Origin of the sequence: Pseudomonas sp. R4-39-08 (genome assembly GCF_003852275.1) — a bacterium.
Lineage (GTDB): Bacteria > Pseudomonadota > Gammaproteobacteria > Pseudomonadales > Pseudomonadaceae > Aquipseudomonas.
The window spans coordinates 5,524,664-5,544,983 of sequence record NZ_CP027733.1 but is presented as its reverse complement, the minus strand read 5'-3'; the positions used below and the strand labels follow the sequence as shown (position 1 = coordinate 5,544,983).

Annotated in this window: 16 protein-coding genes; 10 read left to right on the top strand and 6 right to left on the bottom strand. The window is 62.4% G+C overall.

What is annotated here, in order from left to right; all coding sequences use genetic code 11:
* The first annotated feature begins 30 nt into the window (after positions 1–30).
* Positions 31–864: a thymidylate synthase gene (locus tag C4J88_RS25755; protein WP_124364845.1), complete on the top strand. Its 834-nt coding sequence runs from the start codon at positions 31–33 to the stop codon at positions 862–864.
* A 133-nt stretch (positions 865–997) separates the two neighbouring features.
* Here the strand turns inward: C4J88_RS25755 and cadR are convergent, their stop codons facing one another.
* A complete protein-coding gene (gene cadR, locus C4J88_RS25750; RefSeq protein ID WP_124368727.1) occupies positions 998–1,438 on the bottom strand; it encodes a Cd(II)/Pb(II)-responsive transcriptional regulator in 441 nt (146 codons plus the stop codon).
* Between the two features lie 85 nt (positions 1,439–1,523).
* Here cadR and C4J88_RS25745 point away from each other — a divergent pair, with 85 nt between their 5' ends.
* From C4J88_RS25745 to C4J88_RS25715, 6 genes are all read left to right on the top strand, one after another.
* A complete protein-coding gene (locus C4J88_RS25745; RefSeq protein ID WP_124408446.1) occupies positions 1,524–3,770 on the top strand; it encodes a heavy metal translocating P-type ATPase in 2,247 nt (748 codons plus the stop codon).
* Positions 3,771–3,786: 16 nt separating this feature from the next.
* Positions 3,787–4,650 (top strand): LysR family transcriptional regulator, encoded by an 864-nt coding sequence (locus C4J88_RS25740; protein ID WP_124368725.1) that lies wholly within the window; start codon positions 3,787–3,789, stop codon positions 4,648–4,650.
* A 261-nt stretch (positions 4,651–4,911) separates the two neighbouring features.
* A complete protein-coding gene (locus tag C4J88_RS25730; RefSeq protein WP_124408445.1) occupies positions 4,912–5,976 on the top strand; it encodes a putative 2-aminoethylphosphonate ABC transporter ATP-binding protein in 1,065 nt (354 codons plus the stop codon).
* Between the two features lie 7 nt (positions 5,977–5,983).
* Positions 5,984–7,690: a putative 2-aminoethylphosphonate ABC transporter permease subunit gene (locus C4J88_RS25725; RefSeq protein WP_177412953.1), complete on the top strand. Its 1,707-nt coding sequence runs from the start codon at positions 5,984–5,986 to the stop codon at positions 7,688–7,690.
* A 20-nt stretch (positions 7,691–7,710) separates the two neighbouring features.
* Positions 7,711–8,733 carry a putative 2-aminoethylphosphonate ABC transporter substrate-binding protein gene (locus C4J88_RS25720; RefSeq protein ID WP_124364839.1) on the top strand — a complete coding sequence of 341 codons (1,023 nt, stop codon included), beginning with the start codon at positions 7,711–7,713 and terminating at the stop codon, positions 8,731–8,733.
* Positions 8,734–8,861: 128 nt separating this feature from the next.
* The gene (locus C4J88_RS25715) at positions 8,862–9,992 is read left to right on the top strand and encodes a TIGR03364 family FAD-dependent oxidoreductase (RefSeq protein WP_124408443.1); all 1,131 of its coding nucleotides are present in this window, start codon (positions 8,862–8,864) and stop codon (positions 9,990–9,992) included.
* Between the two features lie 7 nt (positions 9,993–9,999).
* On the opposite strand, the gene C4J88_RS25710 is transcribed toward C4J88_RS25715, so the two are convergent.
* Both C4J88_RS25710 and C4J88_RS25705 read right to left on the bottom strand, forming a co-directional pair.
* Complete coding sequence (locus C4J88_RS25710; protein ID WP_124408442.1) at positions 10,000–11,367, bottom strand: DUF3482 domain-containing protein; 1,368 nt, start codon at positions 11,365–11,367, stop codon at positions 10,000–10,002.
* Complete coding sequence (locus tag C4J88_RS25705) at positions 11,360–12,739, bottom strand: DUF2868 domain-containing protein (RefSeq protein WP_124408441.1); 1,380 nt, start codon at positions 12,737–12,739, stop codon at positions 11,360–11,362. Before C4J88_RS25705 ends, C4J88_RS25710 begins: the two co-directional genes overlap by 8 nt.
* Positions 12,740–12,808: 69 nt before the next feature.
* Here C4J88_RS25705 and C4J88_RS25700 point away from each other — a divergent pair, with 69 nt between their 5' ends.
* Entirely contained in the window at positions 12,809–13,321 is a 513-nt protein-coding gene (locus C4J88_RS25700; protein WP_124372190.1) for a dihydrofolate reductase, read from the top strand.
* 85 nt (positions 13,322–13,406) lie between these two features.
* Here C4J88_RS25700 and C4J88_RS25695 read toward each other — a convergent pair whose 3' ends face one another.
* Positions 13,407–14,798, bottom strand: coding sequence for an L-cystine transporter (locus C4J88_RS25695; RefSeq protein ID WP_124408440.1), 1,392 nt, complete (start codon positions 14,796–14,798; stop codon positions 13,407–13,409).
* 241 nt (positions 14,799–15,039) lie between these two features.
* On the opposite strand from C4J88_RS25695, the gene C4J88_RS25690 reads away from it, so the two are divergent.
* Positions 15,040–16,098: a haloacid dehalogenase-like hydrolase gene (locus C4J88_RS25690; RefSeq protein WP_124405572.1), complete on the top strand. Its 1,059-nt coding sequence runs from the start codon at positions 15,040–15,042 to the stop codon at positions 16,096–16,098.
* A 191-nt stretch (positions 16,099–16,289) separates the two neighbouring features.
* Here the strand turns inward: C4J88_RS25690 and ilvD are convergent, their stop codons facing one another.
* Positions 16,290–18,131: a dihydroxy-acid dehydratase gene (gene ilvD, locus C4J88_RS25685; RefSeq protein ID WP_124408439.1), complete on the bottom strand. Its 1,842-nt coding sequence runs from the start codon at positions 18,129–18,131 to the stop codon at positions 16,290–16,292.
* A gap of 385 nt (positions 18,132–18,516) precedes the next feature.
* Between ilvD and C4J88_RS25680 the strand changes: the two genes are divergently transcribed.
* Positions 18,517–18,975 (top strand): transposase, encoded by a 459-nt coding sequence (locus C4J88_RS25680; protein WP_124408438.1) that lies wholly within the window; start codon positions 18,517–18,519, stop codon positions 18,973–18,975.
* A gap of 123 nt (positions 18,976–19,098) precedes the next feature.
* On the opposite strand, the gene C4J88_RS25675 is transcribed toward C4J88_RS25680, so the two are convergent.
* Complete coding sequence (locus C4J88_RS25675) at positions 19,099–20,259, bottom strand: MFS transporter (protein WP_124408437.1); 1,161 nt, start codon at positions 20,257–20,259, stop codon at positions 19,099–19,101.
* Between the last annotated feature and the right edge of the window lie 61 nt (positions 20,260–20,320).

The following is a 20,320-nucleotide window of genomic DNA, read 5'->3' as shown; positions in this document are numbered from 1 at the left end:
CGCCTCGGCTTCAACGATACGGGTACCCACATGAAGCAATACCTCGAACTCCTGCACGACGTCGTGACCAATGGCCTGACCAAGGGCGATCGTACCGGCACCGGCACCAAGGCCGTGTTCGCCCGTCAGTATCGGCATAACCTGGCCGACGGCTTCCCGCTGCTGACCACCAAGAAGCTGCATTTCAAAAGTATCGCCAACGAACTGATCTGGATGTTGAGCGGCAACACCAACATCAAGTGGCTCAACGAAAACGGCGTGCGCATCTGGGATGAATGGGCCACCGAAGACGGCGACCTGGGCCCGGTGTACGGCGAACAGTGGACCGCCTGGCCCACCAAGGACGGCGGCAAGATCAACCAGATCGACTACATGGTCGAGACGTTGAAGACCAACCCCAACAGCCGCCGCATCCTGTTCCACGGCTGGAACGTCGAATACCTGCCGGACGAAACCAAGAGCCCTCAGGAAAACGCGCGCAATGGCAAGCAGGCCTTGCCACCGTGCCACCTGCTGTACCAGGCGTTCGTGCACGACGGCCATCTGTCGATGCAGTTATACATCCGCAGCTCCGATGTATTCCTCGGCCTGCCCTATAACACTGCCGCCCTGGCGTTGTTGACCCACATGCTGGCCCAGCAGTGCGACCTGATCCCCCACGAGATCATCGTCACCACCGGCGACACCCACGCGTACAGCAACCACATGGAGCAGATCCAGACCCAGCTCGCGCGCACGCCGAAGAAGCTGCCGGAACTGGTGATCAAGCGTAAACCTGCGTCGATATACGACTACAAGTTCGAAGACTTTGAAATCGTCGGCTACGACGCCGACCCAAGCATCAAGGCTGACGTCGCGATCTAACAGGCTACGCCGGTCCAACCTGTGGGAGGGGGCTTGCTCCCGATAGCGGTGTAACAGTCAGAGCATTGATTACTGACAGACCGCCATCGGGAGCAAGCTCCCTCCCACAGGTTGATTGGGTTTCTCCCCAGGCTCAGTGCCCGTGGCTTCTGCCCACATGCGACGGCTCGGCCTCGCTGGCCTGCACGCTGCCGCTGACCTCCAAACGCTGCAAGATCCCGCACTGCGCCCCGCCGCCACAGCGCTGGCGCAAGTCCAGCAATTGCTCCTGCAACGCCAGCAGCCCATCGATCCGCGCTTTCACATGGTGGATATGTTCGTCGATCAACGCATTCACGCTTTCGCATTGATCCTGTGGGCTGTCACGCAGGCTGAGCAGGCTGCGGATTTCTTCCAGGGTCATGTCGAGGCTGCGGCAGTTGCGGATAAAGATCAGCCGCTCGGTGTGCGCCTGGGTGTACACCCGGTAGTTGCCCTCCGTGCGCGCCGGGGGTGGCAGCAGACTTTCCTTCTCGTAATAACGGATGGTTTCCACCGGGCAGTCGGTCAGTTTGGCCAGTTCGCCGATCTTCATCGCAGCAATCTCCAAATGGGTGCTTGACCCTATAGTGGCTACAGGGTCTTTACTTGGCAACAGGCACTTTTACGGACGCGACAGCATGAGCGATTCCCTCCACACCCCGCATAAGCACGATCACGAGCATGATCACGGCGAGCAAACGCTCAAGCCGGTGCATGACCACGGCGGCGGGTGCTGCTCCGGCACTCCGGCGCCTGCAAAAGTACAGCTGAGCGACGCCCCCACCGCCGGCTCGCGCCTGAGCACCTTTCGCATCGAAGCGATGGACTGCCCCACCGAACAAACGCTGATCCAGAACAAACTGGGCAAGCTCGCCGGTGTGCAGCAGCTGGAATTCAACCTGATCAACCGCATCCTCGGCGTCACCCACGACTTGCCGAGCACTGCGCCGATCATCGACGCCATCAAATCCATCGGCATGCAGGCCGACCCGATCGAAGAAGGCACCCCCGCCGCCGCGCCGCCCGCCAAGAAGCACTGGTGGCCGCTGGCAGTCTCGGGCGTGGGCGCATTGGGCGCGGAAGTCCTGCATTTCACTGGCGTGGCGCCGACCTGGGTGATTGCCCTGGTGGCGCTCGTGTCGATCCTCAGCGGTGGCCTCACCACCTACAAAAAGGGCTGGATTGCCCTGAAAAACCTGAACCTGAACATCAACGCGCTGATGAGTATCGCCGTGACCGGCGCCGTGCTGATCGGCCAATGGCCGGAAGCGGCGATGGTGATGTTCCTGTTTACCGTGGCCGAGTTGATCGAGGCCAAGTCCCTGGACCGTGCGCGCAATGCCATCAGCGGTCTGATGCAAATGACCCCGGAGCAGGCCACGGTGCGCCAGGCGGACGGTTCATGGCTGGAGCAAGAGGTCAAAAGTATCGGTCCTGGCGCCATCGTGCGGGTAAAGCCTGGCGAACGCATTGGCCTGGACGGTGAGGTGACGGCCGGTCAATCCACTATCGACCAGGCGCCGATCACCGGTGAAAGCCTGCCGATCGAAAAAACCGTGGGCGATAAAGTCTTCGCCGGTACGATCAACCAGGCCGGTTCCCTGGAATACAAGGTGACCGCAGCGGCCAACAACTCCACGTTGGCGCGGATCATCCACGCGGTGGAGCAGGCCCAGGGCGCCCGGGCGCCGACCCAGCGTTTTGTCGACCGCTTCGCCAAGGTCTATACACCCGCGGTGTTCCTGTTTGCCCTGGGCGTGGCGGTCATACCGCCGCTGTTCATGGCGGGCGTCTGGTTCGACTGGATCTACCGCGCCCTGGTGTTGCTGGTGGTCGCGTGCCCGTGCGCCTTGGTGATTTCCACCCCGGTGACCATTGTCAGCGGCCTTGCGGCGGCGGCGCGCAAAGGCATTCTGATCAAGGGCGGCGTGTACTTGGAGGGCGGTTACAAGCTCAACTACCTTGCCCTGGACAAGACCGGCACCATCACCCACGGCAAGCCGGTGCAAACCGACTACGTGCCGCTGTTCGCCACCGTGCAGGACAGCGCGCCGGCGCTGGCCGCGAGTTTGGCCGGTCGTTCCGACCACCCGGTGTCTTTGGCGATCGCCAACGCGGCGGTGGATAAAAATCTGGTGTCCTACGTTGTGGATAACTTCGCGGCATTGCCCGGTCGTGGCGTGCGCGGAGACATAAACGGCGAAACCTACCACCTGGGCAACCACCGTCTGGTGGAAGACCTCGGGCTGTGCTCGCCGGCCCTGGAAGAGAAACTCTTCGCCCTGGAAAAACAAGGCAAGTCCGTGGTGCTGCTGCTCGACAAGTCGGGCCCGCTGGCCCTGTTCGCCGTAGCCGACACGGTCAAGGACAGCAGCCGCGAAGCCATCCGGCAACTGCACGAGCTGGGCGTCAAGACCCTGATGCTCACCGGCGATAACACCCACACCGCCCAGGCGATTGCCGCCCAGGTCGGTATCGACCAGGCCCAGGGCGACCTGCTGCCCACCGATAAGCTGCACGCCATTGAAACGCTCTACGGGCAGGGCCACCGCGTCGGCATGGTCGGCGACGGCATCAACGACGCCCCGGCCCTGGCACGCGCCGAAATCGGCTTTGCCATGGCTGCGGCGGGCACCGACACCGCCATCGAGACCGCCGATGTCGCGCTGATGGACGATGATCTGCGCAAGATCCCGGCATTCATTCGGCTCTCCAGGCAAACGTCGAGTATCCTCAAGCAGAACATCGCCCTGGCGCTGGTGATCAAGGCGATCTTCCTGGCGGTCACCTTCCTGGGCATGGCGACGATGTGGATGGCGGTGTTCGCCGACATGGGCGTCAGCCTGCTGGTGGTATTCAATGGCTTGCGCCTGTTGCGCAAATAGACGATGAGAGGGTGGTGTGCTGAGTGCTGAGCTGAAGGCGTTTTTCATGGTCGCCCGCCTGGGCAGCATTACCCAGGCGGCGAAAAAGCTCGGCCTGAGCCAACCTACGGTCACTACCCAGATCCGCAACCTGGAAAGCCACTACGGCGTTGAACTGTTCTACCGTGGCGGCCGCCGCCTGACGGTCAGCGATGAAGGCGCGCGACTGTTGCCGATGGTCAAGGTGCTGTTGCAGCAGGAAGCGGACATCGAGTTTTTCCTGCGCAACAACGGTCAGGTCCAGGGCGCCTTACGGATTGCCGCCACCGCGCCGTACTACATTCTGGACCTGGTCAAAGCCTTTCGCGAACGCCTGCCGCACGTGGAGGTGTCGGTGGAAATCGGCAATTCCCAGCAGGTGCTCGAAGCGCTGGACGACTACCGCGTCGACGTCGCCGCCTCGTCGCAGTTGGTGGAAGACCCGCGTCTGGTGCGCCGCGTGCTGGGCACGGACCCGCTGGTGTTGGCGGTACACCGCAATCACCCGTTGGCCAAGCTTGATCACGTACCGTTGAGCGCGCTCATCGGGCATACCTTGCTGATGCGTGAAGCGGGTTCTACCACCCGCAGGCTGACGGAAGAGATGCTGAAGAACGCGGGCGTGGGGTACGGGCCGTTGCTGGAGATCGGCAGCCGTGAGTCGATTCGCGAGGCAGTGCTGCGCAATATCGGCATCAGCATCATCGCACGCCAGGAGGTGCCGCATGATCCGCAGCTGAAGGTGCTGACCATCGAGAATGCGCCGCAGATTCCGGAGTATCTGTACTGCCTCAAGGAGCGTAAAGGTGCCCGGTTGCCGGCGGCTTTCCTTGGCCTGGCCCAGGAAATGTCACCCTTGTAGGAGCGAGCTGATCGTTCCCACGCTCCGCGTGGGAATGCCTCCTGGGACGCTCCGCGTCCCGTCACTGCCGCCCACAGGTGACGCAGAGCGTCACGGGCTGCATTCCTACGCGGGAGCGTAGGAACGATCGGGACCCGGCACCACATTTCTAAGAATCCTACACAAATCCACCAATACCACTATCACCCCCTTTAGCCTTCCTGCCACACCAACGACGCATTCCCCCCTAGCATGGCCCCATCAGTTCGATGAGGTGCCACCATGAACACAGCCCTGACCCAACCCGGCGCGCCGATGAAGGTGCGCGGTATCCAGAAACGCTTCGGCGCCTTTACCGCGTTGGACAACGTGTCCCTGGACGTCGCCGCCGGCGAGCTGGTGTGCCTGCTGGGCCCGTCCGGCTGCGGCAAGACCACCTTGCTGCGCTGCATCGCCGGGCTTGAGCGCCAGGACAGCGGCGAACTTTACCTGGGTGACCGCGATGTTTCCCGGCTGCCGCCCCAGGCGCGGGACTACGGCATTTTGTTCCAGTCCTACGCGCTGTTTCCCAACCTGACCGTTGAAGCGAACATCGGCTACGGCCTCACCGGCTGCGGCCGTGATGAGGTGCGCAAGCGTGTCGGGCAAATGCTCGAATTGGTCGGCCTGCTCGGCAGCGAAAAGAAATTCCCCGGCCAGCTGTCCGGGGGCCAGCAGCAACGGGTCGCGCTGGCTCGGGCCCTGGCGCCGGCGCCGTCGTTATTGCTGTTGGATGAACCCATGTCGGCCCTCGACGCGCGGGTGCGCGAGCATCTGTGTACCGAGTTGCGCCAACTTCAGCGCCGCCTGGGCATCACCACGCTGATGGTCACCCACAACCAGGACGAGGCCATGTTGATGGCCGACCGCATCGCGGTCATGCACAACGGAAAGGTCGAGCAGTACGCCACGCCGCAGGAAATCTATGACCGCCCGGCCACGCCGTTCGTGGCGGAGTTCGTCGGCCAGGGCAATTGGCTGCCGTTCAGCCGCAACAGCGCCAGCCATGCCCAGGTCGGTGGGATGAATGTGCGCCTGGCCGATGACGCCGGCATCGCCAAGTCCGGCCGGCTGTTCTGCCGCCCGGAAGCGATCAGCGTGAACCCGCCGGTGCATGAGGAAAACCTGTTCCCGGCCAAAGTCCGCGAGATCACGTTCCTGGGCAATCGCTGCCGCATGAGTTTTGAGCTGGAGCAGTTACCGGGCCACCCGCTGCTGGCCGAGCTGGCCCCGGAAGCCATGCCGCGCCTGGGGGCCCAGGACATTCTGGTGGCCCTGCCGCCGCGCAGTTTGCAGGTGTTTGCCTGAAATGGTCATGGAGACGGTGATGACACTGCCGCGCACTATTTCCCGGGCTGAAACGGGCGACCGCCTGTTTGTGGTCGGCGGCAAATTAGTGTGGCTGGGCCTGTTGGTCGTGGCGGTGTTGCTGCCGCTGCTGGCGATTTTCTGGCGTGGCTTCAGCAGCGAAGCCGGGCAGGGTGGCGGGCTGACCGCCGCACGCGAGCTGCTGACCAGTGCCAACTTCCACTGGTTGCTCGGCAATAGCCTGAAAGTTTCCCTGAGCGTCGCGGCCATCGTCGTACCGCTGGCCTATCTGTTTGCCTACGCGCTGCAGCGCACCTTGATCCCCGGCAAGGTGATCTGGCGCGGCGTGTCGCTGCTGCCCTTGATGGCGCCATCGATGTTGCCGGGCATTGCACTGGTGTATCTGTTCGGCAACCAGGGGCTGTTGCGCGGGTTGCTCTCGGACAATATCTACGGCTTCTGGGGCATTGTGCTGGGTGAGGTGATTTACACCTTCCCACACGCCCTGATGATTCTGCTGTCGGCCTTGTCGCTGGCGGATGCGCGCTTGTTCGACGCGGCCTCAAGCATGGGCGCCAGCCCGGCCCGAGCGTTTCGCAGCATTACCTGGCCGGCCACGCGCCAGGCGGTGTTCGCGGCATTTTGCCTGGTGTTCACCTTGACCATCACCGACTTCGGCGTGCCCGTGGTGGTGGGCGGGGACTACCAGGTGCTGGCGCTGGAAGCCTACAAGGCGGTGGTCGGCCAGCAGCAGTTCGGCCGCGGTGCGTTGATCGGCATGGTGCTGCTGTTGCCGGCGCTGTTCAGCTTTGGTGTGGATGCGTGGTTGCGGCGCCGTCACGGCGACGCCATGAGCGGGCGTGCCCAGGTATTTCAACCACTGCCGTCGCGTTCCAGGGACGGCTGCTACCTGGCTATCGTGCTGCTGATCTGTGCGGCGCTGCTGCTGGTGTTCGGCATGGCGGTGTATTCCTCGCTGGTCAAGTTCTGGCCCTACAACCTGTCGCTGTCCTTGAACCACTACCAGTTCGAAGACACTGCCGGCGGCGGCTGGCTGGCCTATCGCAACAGCCTGACCATGGCGCTGTGCACGGCGTTGATCGGCAGTGCGCTGATCTTCACCGGCGCCTACCTGATGGAAAAAACCAAGGGCCAGCAGGGCCTGAACCTGGCCCTGCGCCTGCTCAGCTTTGTGCCGATGGCCGTACCGGGCCTGGTGCTGGGCCTGGGCTACGTATTTTTTTTCAACCTCGGCGGCAACCCGCTGCATGTGTTCTACGGCAGCATGGCACTGCTGGTGGTGTGCACCATTGCTCACTATCTGACCACTGCGCAAATGACCGCCACCACTGCGCTGCGCCAACTGGACGTGGAATTCGAAGCCGCCGCGTTGTCCCTCAAGGCGCCGCTCTATCGCCATTACTTGAAAGTGACAGTGCCGATCTGCCTGCCGGCGCTGCTGGATATTCTGCGTTACCTGTTCGTGTCGGCGATGACCACCGTCTCCGCTGCGATCTTTCTCTACAGCCCCGACACCATCCTCGCCGCCGTCGCCGTATTGAACATGGACGACGCCGGCAATGTGGGCGGCGCGGCGGCCATGTCGACCCTGATTCTGTTCACCTCAGGCGGCGTCTCGCTGCTGCTGGCGTGGGCCTCACGTGGCGCCTTGCGCCGCTCCCAAGCCTGGCGCCAGACCGCGCCCGGGCAATGATCCTTCAAAGGAGGTATTCGATGTTCAAGCCACTGGCGCTGGTCGCTGCCGTACTCACCGCATTCAGCCTGAATGCCTTCGCCAACACCGAGTTGACCGTGTACACGGCCCTTGAAGCCGAGCAGTTGAAGACCTACAAAAAGGCCTTCGAGCAGGCCAACCCGGATATCCAGATCAAGTGGGTGCGCGACTCCACCGGCATCATTACCGCCAAGCTGTTGGCTGAAAAGGACCGCCCGCAGGCCGACGTGGTGTGGGGCCTGGCCGCCTCCAGCCTGGCGATCCTCGATCAACAAGGCATGCTCGATCGTTACGCGCCGAAGGACCTGGACAAGATCGGCAAAAACTACCGCGACGCCGCCAACCCACCGGCCTGGGTCGGCATGGATGTGTGGGCGGCGACCATTTGCTTCAACACCGTCGAAGCCGAGAAACAGGGCCTGAGCAAACCGGTGAGTTGGCAGGACCTGACCAAGCCTGAGTACAAGGGCAAGATCGTGATGCCCAACCCGGCGTCCTCCGGTACCGGCTTTCTGGACGTGAGCGCCTGGTTGCAAACCTTTGGTGAGCAGCAGGGCTGGCAGTACATGGACGAGCTGCACCAGAACATCGGCCAGTACGTTCACTCCGGCTCCAAGCCGTGCAAGCTGGCGGCGTCCGGGGAGTTTCCGATCGGTATTTCGTTTGAATACCCGGCCGTACAGCTCAAGCGCCAGGGGGCGCCGCTGGACATCATCCTGCCGAAGGAAGGCCTGGGCTGGGAAATCGAGGCGACGGCGGTGATCAAGGGCACGGCCCACGCCGATGCCGCCAGGAAACTCGCGGACTTCTCCGCCAGCCCGGCGGCGATGGAGCTGTACAAGGACAACTTCGCGGTGCTGGCCCAGCCAGGGATTGCCAAGCCACAGACCGAATTGCCCGCCGATTACGAGCAGCGGTTGATCAAGAACGACTTTGCCTGGGCCTCGAAGAACCGCGACAGCATCCTGGCGCAATGGCGCAAGCGCTATGACGGCAAGTCGGAGAAGGTGGCGGGGCAGTAAGGGTACCGATCGTTCCCACGCTCCGCGTGGTAACGTCGCTCCGGACGCTCCGCGTCCGCTCTTGAAGGTCGTGACGCGGAGCGTCACTGGATGAATTCCCACGCGGAGCGCGGGAACGAGAGGACAGTATGAGTAGTGATCTGTTAATTGTCGGCGCCGGCATCCTCGGCCTCTCCCATGCCTACGCCGCTGCCAGGCGCGGGCTCAAAGTCAGGGTTTTCGAACGCAGCGCCACCCCGCTGGGCGCCTCGGTGCGCAACTTCGGCCAGGCGCTGGTCACTGGCCAACCGCCGGGGCCGATGCTCGACCTGGCGCGGCAAAGCCGCGATATCTGGGCACACTGGGCGCAGGCCTGCGGCTTTCAGCTCAAGCGCAATGGCTCCTACCTGTTCGCCCGTACCGAAGCCGAAGAGCACCTGCTCGAAGCCTTCTGCGCCGGGCGTGCCCGCGAGCACGGCTACAACGTGGCGTTGCTGCAAGGCGCGGCGTTGAACGACCTGTACGGCGGCCAGTTCCGCCATCACCGCGCCGCGCTGCATGGCAAGGACGATCAGCAACTGTATTCGCGCGAAGCGATCCCGGCGCTGATCAACTACCTGGCCCAGGAACTGAACGTGGAGTTTCACTTTTCCACCCTGGTGCGCCACGTCGAGCCAGGCCAGTTGCACAGCACGGCGGGGCGTTTTCGCGGCGAGCAGATCATTGTCTGTTCCGGGCACGACTACCAGACCCTGCTGGCCGAATCGATTGCCCCGCTCAACCCACAAATCTGCCGCCTGCAAATGTTACGTGCGCGGCCGAGGCTTGAGCTGAACCTGCAACACGCCGTGTTGACCGGCCTCAGTTGCGTGCATTACGGCGCGTTCGCCGACTTGCCGCAAGCTGCGCCGGTGCAGGCGCAGATCCTGCGCGAAGCACCGCACCTGCATGAGCACGGCATTCACCTGCTGATCAGCCCTACGCCCCATGGCGACCTGATCATCGGCGATTCCCATGATTACGGCAGCGATGCATCGCCGTTCAACGCCGAGCAGGTCGATGACTGGCTGATCGAGCTGGCCGAGCAGACCCTGGGCTGCACACTCCAGGTGCTGGAGCGTTGGCAGGGCGTATATGGCTCGCGTGGGCCCGCGCCGTTTTCGTTTGTGCAGGCGGCTGCCGGCATTAGCATTGCGCTGATGCATACCGGTGTGGGCATGAGTGTGGGGCCGGCCATGGCCGAGCGAAATATCACGGCACTGTGGGGGCCGGCGTGCTAATGGCGGATCAGGCTTCGTCCAATCGCTGAGCCAGCGCCTCGATTTGCTCCTGACGCTCGGCCTGGCTCAACCTGGAGTGGGGGTTGAGCGATGACCATTGCGGATAGGCGCGCGCTTTGTTCAAGGCGTCTGGCAGCTTGCCTTCGCGCCAGGTTTTATCCTGGGGCGTATCGACCTTGATGCCGTGCATCGCCGCATGGCCGCGCAGGTTCAGGGCCTTGAGCAACTGGCGTTGGCGCAGGGCAAGCAGGCGCAGCACGCTGTCGTCGACGGTCAGCTCGCGCTGGCCTTTGATTTTGCCGAGCAGGCGGCCGCCATAACTGCGTGCGGTCTGCAGCGCGCCACCGGCAATCGCACCGGCGATGGCGGCAGCGCCGAGGGTCAAGCCGCCGACCAGCAGGTCCACGCCCGCGCCGGCTGCCGCGCCTGCGGCGATTCCGCTACCCACGCGCACGCCGAGTTGTTTGAGGGTTTCGGGGTTAAACAGGTCGTCGCCCCAGCGCCCGTCCAGCAGCGGCAAGTCGCTGGCGGCGGCGTCCTGCGGGCGGAAGCCGAACAGCTTGAGCAGGGAATCCACGCACTTTTGTTCGCGTTGGCGCACGGCCTTGCGCAGTTCGCTGATCGCGTGCGGCTCATCTGCGGTCATTACGCTGCGCCGGCACGCTGCACAGTCGATCAACAATTCGGCGATCAAGCGTGCGGCGCTTTGTTGGCGCGCCTGGCGTTGGGCTTGCTGGTCGAGGATCAACCGCTCCAACTGCGGCCGTGAGTTTTCCAGCAGCAGGGCCAGGCTTTCATACAATCGCCGTTCGCCGTCTTCCGGCGGCGCCACGCTGTCAAAGCGCACCAGCGCATGCAGGCCCAGGCGAGCCAGGGCTTCACGCCACTGCGGTTCGCGGTGCTCGCTGCTGCTGACGAAATTGAGCACCGGCAGCAACGGCTTGCCGCAGCTGGCCAGCACCTGCAGCTCGTCGCGGTACTTGGCCAGTACCGGCTCGCGGGCGTCGATCACGTACAGGCCGCCATCCGAGGCCAGCAGTTGGCGCAGCACTTTGGCTTCCTGTTCGAAGCGTTGGCGCGCCTCGCTGCCTTCCAGGAACCGCGTCAGGCGGGCCGGGCCATCCAGGCGTTCGCCGGGACGGTCGAGGCGTTCCAGGTAATCGAGCAGGGCGATGGCATCTTCCAGGCCGGGTGTGTCGTACAGCTCCAGCAAGGCTTCGCCGTCCACCGACAAGCGCGCACCTTCGACATGCCGCGTGGTGCTGGGGCGATGGGAGACTTCGCCAAAGTCGACATCGCGGGTCAGGGTACGCAGCAGTGAGGTCTTGCCCACGTTGGTATGGCCGACTACGGCGAGCTTCAGGGGTTTAGTCATGACCGCTCTCCAGCCAGTTCAACGGTGCGCAGTCGGCGAAGGGCAGCTCAAGCTGTTGCAGCGCGCTGTGCCAGTCGCCCAGGCGCTCGGCATCCAGCGCCTGGCCGGGCGGCGCTTGCAGCAGCCACACCCGTGTGGCCGCGGCACTGCGCGCCAGTTCGGCGATCAGCGCCAGGCTGCCACGGTCGGGCGAGCGACGCGGGTCGCAGGCGATGGCGAGGCGCGCGGGCGGGAACCGTGTGAGCTGCTCCAGCAGTTTGTTGCGCGATTCACGGCTGTCGAGGATGCCGGCGTCCTTTACCGTGCCGGGAAGTTTGGGCGGCCAGGGGCGCTGGTCGTCCAGTTCGATGGCAACCAGCAGCGCGCCGTCGCTGTGCAGTTCACTGACGCCGCCTGCCACCTGGTGCAGGTGTTCGGGCGCCGCATCGTTGACCCCCAGCCGCTCGCTGCTCGGCATCAGGCGCTCGCGCAGTTGGGCGTAGCCGGGCTGGGTGAGGTCCAGGCCCAAGGCCGCGCGCCCACGTTTCCAGCGCCACAGGCACAGCAGTGCGAGGATCAGCCGAGGCAGCAGGCCGTAGACCAGCAACACTCCCACCAGCCAGGCGGCCCAGGCCTGGCGGGCGCTTTCGATATTCAGCGCGGAGTCGCCGCTGGCGCGGATCATCTCGACCGTCGGTACGTTGAAGCCGAGTAGGGCGGGCAGGGTGCCGAGGGCCTGGGTGACGGCGATGAAGGTATCCGCCCCCAGGATGGTGGTTTCCCACACGAAGCCGTAACGCCGGGTGGCGAGCAGCATCAGCAAAACCAGCAGGGCGCTGAGCAACGCCAGCAACCACAGGCTGTTGACCAGCACACCGACTGCCCAGCGGTTGAGTTTCTGGCGCTGCAGCAACAGCAGCAGTGCCGGTGCCAGCTGCGCGGCCTTGGCGTCGCGCGCAAGTTTTTCGCTGAGCCACAGCCACAGGCGACCGAGGCTGGCGCTGTGTTCGCCGGCAAACACCAGGCCCAGCGCCCAACTGAGCAGCAGGATCAGGTTCAGGCCGAGCAGGCTGCCCAGGGCCCAGAACACATTCACCGGGGCCATGCCGTTGCCCAGCGCGGCAAACGCCAGGCCGGCGCCGCTGATAACCGCGACTATCGCCAGCAGTACCACGGCCAGGCGCGCGCCTTGCAGCCAGCGACTGAGCGCGCCGGTCAGGCCGTCGCGTTCGGCCAGGTGCAGCGCACGCTGCGCGATACGCGTTGGCAGGTCGCCACCGGCCGAGCGGGCCAGGCGGTTGGCTTCGAGGTCTTCCAGGGGGCCGGCGTGTTCTTCGCGCAGGCGCACGGTTTCGGTCAGCCAGAGTGTGTGCAGCGGGTTCAGTGCAGTCACGCGCCATCCTGTTGTGTTCGTGAGGTTGGAGCATAACCGCTGACTCGCAGCTCTGGTATTCTCGTCGCCATGAAAAAAACTCTCCCTTTAAGCCTGATCGCAGCCCTCGGTGAAAACCGCGTGATCGGCGTCGACAACAGCATGCCCTGGCATTTGCCGGGGGATTTCAAATATTTCAAGGCCACCACCCTGGGCAAGCCGATCATCATGGGGCGCAAGACCTGGGATTCCCTGGGCCGACCGTTGCCGGGGCGCCTGAACATCGTGGTCAGCCGTCAGACCGACTTGGTGCTTGAAGGTGCGCAAGTATTTGCGTCACTGGAAGCTGCGGTTGAACGCGCCGAGGCGTGGGCACTGGAGCAGGGCGTGGATGAGCTGATGCTGATCGGCGGCGCGCAGCTGTATGCGCAGGGGCTGGAACATGCCGATCGCCTGTACTTGACGCGGGTGGCGTTGAGCCCGGAAGGGGATGCGTGGTTTCCGGAGTTTGATCAGAGCCAGTGGAAGTTGGTGTCGAATCTGGAGAACCCGGCAGAGGGTGATAAACCGGCTTACAACTTCGAAGTTTGGGAAAAGGCCTAAAAGCATCGGGGGCAAGCCCTCTCCCACATTTGAATGTATTCACAAATCAAAGTGTGGGAGGGGGCTTGCCCCCGATAGCGTCCTATCAGACCTGCGCCAACTCAGCATGCTCATCGGCATCGAGCAACGCTTTATCCGTCTGCCCCATGAGCTGGCTGGTAATCGCCCCCGCCGTCATCGAGCCATTTACGTTCAGCGCCGTGCGGCCCATATCGATCAGCGGCTCCACGGAAATCAGCAGCGCCACCAGTGACACCGGCAAGCCCATGGCCGGCAGCACGATCAGTGCCGCGAAGGTTGCACCACCGCCAACCCCGGCAACGCCGGCCGAGCTCAAGGTCACAATCGCCACCAATGTCGCGATCCAAAGCGGGTCCAGCGGGTTGATGCCGACAGTCGGCGCCACCATCACCGCCAACATCGCAGGATAGAGCCCGGCACAGCCGTTCTGGCCGATGGTCGCGCCAAACGAAGCGGCGAAACCGGCGATTGACTGCGGGATGCCCAGGCGACGGGTCTGCGCTTCGATGCTCAAGGGGATCGAGGCGGCGCTGGAGCGGCTGGTGAAGGCAAACGTCAGCACCGGCCACACCTTGCGGAAGAAGCGCAGCGGGTTGACGCCGGCCAGCGACAGCAACAGGCCGTGCACCACGAACATCAGGCCCAGGGCCAAGTACGACACCACGACAAAGCTGCCGAGCTTGATGATGTCCTGCAGGTTGGAGCTGGCGACCACCTTGGTCATCAGCGCCAGTACGCCGTATGGGGTCAGCTTCATGACCAGGCGCACCAGGCGCATCACCCAGGCTTGCAGGGTGTCGATGGCGTTAAGCACTTTCTGGCCTTTTTCCACGTCATCCTTGAGCAATTGCAGCGCGGCAACCCCCAGGAATGCGGCGAAAATCACCACGCTGATGATCGACGTCGGTTTGGCCCGGGCCAGGTCGGCGAACGGGTTGGCCGGCACGAACGACAGCAGCAATTGCGGGATATTCAGGTCGGCGACCTTGCCCGCGTAATCGTTCTGGATCACTTGCAGGCGCGCCATTTCCTGGGTGCCGGCGACCAGGCCTTCGGCGGTCAGGCCGAACAGGTTGGTCAGGCCGATACCGATCAGCGCGGCAATCGCGGTGGTGAACAGCAGGGTGCCGATGGTCAGGAAGCTGATCTTGCCCAGGGACGAGGCGTTGTGCAGACGCGCCACGGCACTGAGGATCGACGCGAACACCAGCGGGATCACGATCATTTGCAGCAGTTGCACATAGCCATTGCCGACCAGGTCGAACCAGCCGATGGAAGCCTTGAGCACCGGGTGGCCGGCGCCATAGATGGCATGCAACACCACACCGAATACCACGCCAAGCACCAAGGCGAACAGCACCTTCTTGGCAAGGCTCCAGTGGGTGCGGCCGGTTTGTGCCAGGCCCAGCAACAGGGCTACGAACACCAGTAAGTTGAGAATCAGGGGAAGATTCATTGAAGCTCCGTTGAGAAGGCAGCCAATCGCGTGAGCCTGCGATTGCGAACCGGAGAGCCTAACAGCTTGAAATATATTGATTTAATACCGATATGGAATGGTCACTGTCGTTTTTGGAATAAGCGTTTGACGCTGTCGCGTATGCCCTTGGCGGAATCAGAACGCAGGCCGTCGTGCTCAACGCGAGTACTGTCACACAGATTTGTTAGCGTCGATGTCTTTCACTCAGGAAGGAACGCTTATGAAGCTCGCGCCGAAATTACTTGCCGCCGCTCTCTGCCTTGGGCTCGCCAGCCAGGCGCTGGCCGCCACCGAGTTGAAACACTGGCCGGCGCCTGCCGCCAAACAATTGAACGAGATGATCGCTGCCAATGCCAACAAGGGCAATTTCGCGGTGTTCGACATGGACAACACCAGCTACCGCTACGACCTTGAAGAATCCTTGCTGCCGTACATGGAAAACAAGGGCCTGATCACCCGCGACAGCCTCGACCCTTCGCTCAAGCTGATGCCGTTCAAAGACACCGCCGACCACAAGGAAAGCCTGTTCAGCTACTACTATCGCCTCTGCGAAGTGGACGACATGGTGTGCTACCCGTGGGTGGCCCAGGTGTTTTCCGGCTTCACCCTCAAGGAACTCAAGGTCCAGGTCGACGAGTTGATGGCCTCCGGCAAGCCTGTGCCCGTCACCTATTTTGAAGGCGACGCGGTGAAGAAATCCGAAGTGCAGCCACCAAAAGTCTTCACCGGCCAGGCCGAGCTGTACAACAAGCTGATGGAAAACGGCATCGACGTGTATGTGATGACTGCCGCCTCGGAGGAACTGGTGCGCATGGTCGCCGCCGATCCGAAGTACGGCTACAACGTCAAACCCGAAAATGTCATCGGCGTGACCACCCTGCTCAAAGACCGCAGCACGGGCGAACTGACCACCGCGCGCAAACAGATCGCCGCCGGCAAGTATGACGAGAAGGCCAACCTTGGCCTGGAACTCACGCCGTACCTGTGGACCCCGGCGACCTGGATGGCCGGCAAACACGCGGCGATCCTCACGTACATCGACGAGTGGAAAAAACCGGTGATTGTCGGCGGCGACACCCCGACCAGCGACGGTTACATGCTGTTCCACGATGTGGACGTGGCCAAGGGCGGCATTCACTTGTGGATCAACCGCAAGGACAAATACATGACCCAGCTCAACGGCATGATGGCCAAGCATGCGGCGGCGCAGGCCAAGGAAGGGTTGCCGGTGACGGCGGACAAGAATTGGGTGATCGTCAAGCCGGAGGATATTCAGTAATCACGGGTGTACATCGGTAAATGTGGGAGGGGGCTTGCTCCCGATAGCGGTGGGTCAGGCAGCTCATATATTGCCTGACACTCTGCTATCGGGAGCAAGCCCCCTCCCACATTTTGATCTTCTGTGTGCTGGAGGTTTTGTCCAGGCAAAAAAATGCCCCGCCAAGTGCGGGGCATTTTTATGGGCGAGGCTTACAGCCCGTCTAGCATCGCCTTGTTACGCACGGCACCTTTATCGGCACTGGTCGCCAACAGGGCGTAAGCCTTCAACGCGGTAGTGACTTTGCGCGGACGCTTCTCCACCGGCTTCCAGCCTTTCTTGTCCTGCTCGACCCGGCGTGCCGCCAGTTCTTCATCGCTGATCAACAGGTTGATCGAGCGGTTCGGGATGTCGATCAGCACCTTGTCACCATCCTGCACCAGGCCGATCGCGCCGCCGGCAGCGGCTTCCGGCGAAGCGTGGCCGATAGACAAGCCCGAGGTGCCGCCGGAGAAGCGGCCGTCGGTGAGCAGGGCGCAGGCTTTGCCCAGGCCTTTGGACTTGAGGTACGAGGTTGGATAGAGCATTTCCTGCATACCCGGGCCGCCTTTGGGGCCTTCGTAGCGGATGATTACGATGTCGCCTTCTTTGACTTCGTCAGCCAGGATGCCGCGCACTGAGCTGTCCTGGCTTTCGTAGATCTTGGCGCGGCCTTCGAACACGTGGATGGACTCGTCCACACCGGCAGTCTTCACCACACAGCCGTCGAGGGCGATGTTGCCGTACAGCACGGCCAGGCCGCCTTCCTGGGAATAGGCGTGCTCGACACTGCGGATGCAGCCGTTTTCACGGTCGTCGTCCAGGGTGTCCCAGCGGGTCGACTGGCTGAACGCGGTCTGGGTCGGAATGCCTGCAGGGCCTGCCTTGAAGAAGGTGTGCACAGCTTTGTCGTCAGTCTGGGTGATGTCCCACTTGGCGATGCCTTCGGCGAGGGACGTGCTGTGCACGGTCGGCAGGTCGGTGTGCAGCAGGCCGCCACGGGCCAGGGAGCCCAGGATCGAGAAGATCCCGCCGGCGCGGTGCACATCTTCCATGTGGTATTTCTGGATGTTCGGCGCGACCTTGCACAGTTGCGGCACGTGACGGGACAGACGGTCGATGTCGCGCAGGTCGAAGTCGATCTCGGCTTCCTGGGCGGCAGCCAGCAAGTGCAGGATGGTGTTGGTGGAACCGCCCATGGCGATGTCCAGGGTCATGGCGTTTTCGAACGCCTTGAAGTTGGCGATATTGCGCGGCAATACAGACTCATCGTTCTCGGTGTAGTAGCGCTTGCACAGCTCGACAATGGTGCGGCCGGCCTGCAGGAACAGTTGCTCACGGTCGCTGTGGGTGGCCAGCGTCGAGCCGTTGCCCGGCAAGGCCAGGCCCAGGGCTTCCACCAGGCAGTTCATCGAGTTGGCGGTGAACATGCCGGAGCATGAACCGCAGGTCGGGCAGGCGCTGCGCTCGTATTCCGCGACCTTCTCGTCAGAAGCGCTGGAATCGGCGGCGATGACCATGGCGTCGACCAGGTCGAGGCCGTGGGAGGCAAGCTTGGTCTTGCCGGCTTCCATCGGGCCACCGGAGACGAAGATCACCGGGATGTTCAGGCGCAGGGCGGCCATCAGCATGCCGGGGGTGATCTTGTCGCAGTTGGAGATGCACACGATGGCGTCGGCGCAGTGGGCGTTGACCATGTACTCCACGGAATCGGCGATGATCTCGCGGCTCGGCAGCGAGTACAGCATGCCGTCATGGCCCATGGCGATGCCGTCGTCCACGGCGATGGTGTTGAATTCCTTTGCCACGCCGCCGGCGCGTTCGATCTCGCGGGCGACCAATTGGCCCAGGTCCTTGAGGTGGACGTGGCCGGGGACGAACTGGGTGAACGAGTTGGCAATCGCGATGATCGGCTTCTTGAAGTCGTCATCTTTCATCCCCGTGGCACGCCACAGTGCGCGCGCGCCGGCCATGTTGCGGCCGTGGGTGGATGTTTTCGAGCGGTAATCTGGCATGGAGCACTCCGGGCGGCTAATCAGGTATCAAAGGGGAGTGAGCTTCTATTGACGTCTGGAACACCCGAAAAATGGCACTGGTGTCCGGAAGTTGCCGCAAACGTGACGGGATCGCCGTGCGCATTGGCCTTGAGCTCATAAACCCGCCGGGGGATGACTGGCGATGAATAGGCCCGATTCTACACCGTCTTCCTGTAGGAGCGAGCTTGCTCGCGAAAAACGTAAACGATAACGCAGCGCTATCAGGTAGTCCGTGTCGCCTGTTGGTTTTTCGCGAGCAAGCTCGCTCCTACAGGCGCGAGAAATATTCAGAACTACTGTTTAAAGGCCAGTAAACACTGCGCCCTCTACCGTTTCTCTTCCAATCACAGAAGAGGACGAAGGAATGTCCACCCAGCAAAATGCTCATCGGCTGCGCAATGGGCGCTATTCAGAATCGGGCCGCGTGTACCTGATCACGGCTGTTACCTACCAACGACAATCAATTTTTCAGGACTGGCGCACGGGTCGCCTGCTCGTCAGCGAATTCAGGAAAGCTCAGGAAGACGGTGAGGCGACCTCGCTGGCCTGGGTCGTGATGCCTGACCATTTTCATTGGTTGGTCGAACTGCACAATGGCGACTTGCCAAGACTGATGCGAATCACCAAGTCGCGAAGTGCCCGCGCGATCAACAGTGCGAGGTGCTCTTACGGGACGCTTTGGCAAAAAGGCTATTTCGATCGGGCACTGCGTCGCGAGGAGGACTTGAAAGCAATGGCCCGCTATATCGTCGCGAATCCTTTGCGTGCTGGTTTGGTCGAGCACATTGGTCAATACCCGCTATGGGATGCCATCTGGATATGACGCACCTTCACTTGTAGGAGCGAGCTTGCTCGCGAAGAACGTCAACGATAACGCAGCGCTATCAGGTAGCCCGCGTCGTGTATGAGTTTTTCGCGAGCAAGCTCGCTCCTACAGGGGAAAGCGTCAGTGCCTGATCTGCGCATTGGTCAGCCAACCCCACAGACTGAAAATGATAAAGCTCAAGGCAATCGTGATCAGCAAATGACTGCCGGTTTGCGCAAGTGCTGCGCTGCTGATGGCGGCGGTGAGGAACATGATGCTATTACCCGCCGACGCCGCGGTCCCCGCGCTGCTGGAAAACAACAACATCGCCGCCGAAATGGCAGCGGGGCGAACCAGGGTGACTGCCAGTGCGCTGATCAGCATCGGGATGAGCAGGGTTGCCGTGGTAATGGCTTCAAAGATGACGATCAGCGTCAGCAGAATACCCGCGACGAGCAGTAATCCGAGGCCGATATTGATTTGCCGGGACAGCGCCATACGTTTTTGCAGGTACGAGGCAGCAACGCCGCCGAGCAGGTAGGCCACGCCGTACACCATCAGCACCAGCGCATATTGATATTCGGACAGCTTTAGCGCGTCCATGAAAATCAGCGGTGTCACGCTGATCAAGGCGAAGTAGCAGGCAAACACCAGGGCGGCGATCCACCAATAGCGCAGGAAGTCGCGATTGGTGGCGACGGCTTTGAGCGTGCCTAGGATCGAGATGGTCGCGCGATGCTGGCCGGCAGCCTTGGAAGGCAGGACGCAAAACGCATGGATCAACATGCCCAAGGCCATGAGCGCAAACCCATAAAAGCTCCCTTGCCAGTCGAAGGTGGTTTGCAGCCAGGAGCCGATCAGTGGCGACAGGGCAACAAACGAGCCGCTCAGGGTCATGTAATAGAGGCGTACCCGGGCGCGGTCCTGTTCGTCGAACAGGTCCTCCACCAGCGCGTGACCCAGTACGAAGAAGCCGCAGCCCATGGCCTGCACCGTGCGAAACAGCAGGAACGTCAGGTAATCCGAGGCCATTGCGCAGCCTATTGCCCCGAAGATCGACAGCGTGATGCAGCCGAGCAGCACTTCCTTGCGCCCCCATTTATCCGACAGCGGGCCGGCGACCAGTTGCGAGATCGAAAACACCAGCGTGAACAGACTGATCGACAGCGCGATGTCTGCGCTGGGCGTGTCGAACCGGGTTGCCAGTGCGGGGAAAGAGGGCAGCAGGATATTGATCGGGAAGAAGCTGATCAGGGAAATGCAGGTGATGAGGATAGAGCGGGAGAGGGTGGGTCCAGACATTGTTTTTATTTTCCGGAGTAAAACCAGAAAACGATACTAGTCTGCGAAAAGTGGAATTCAA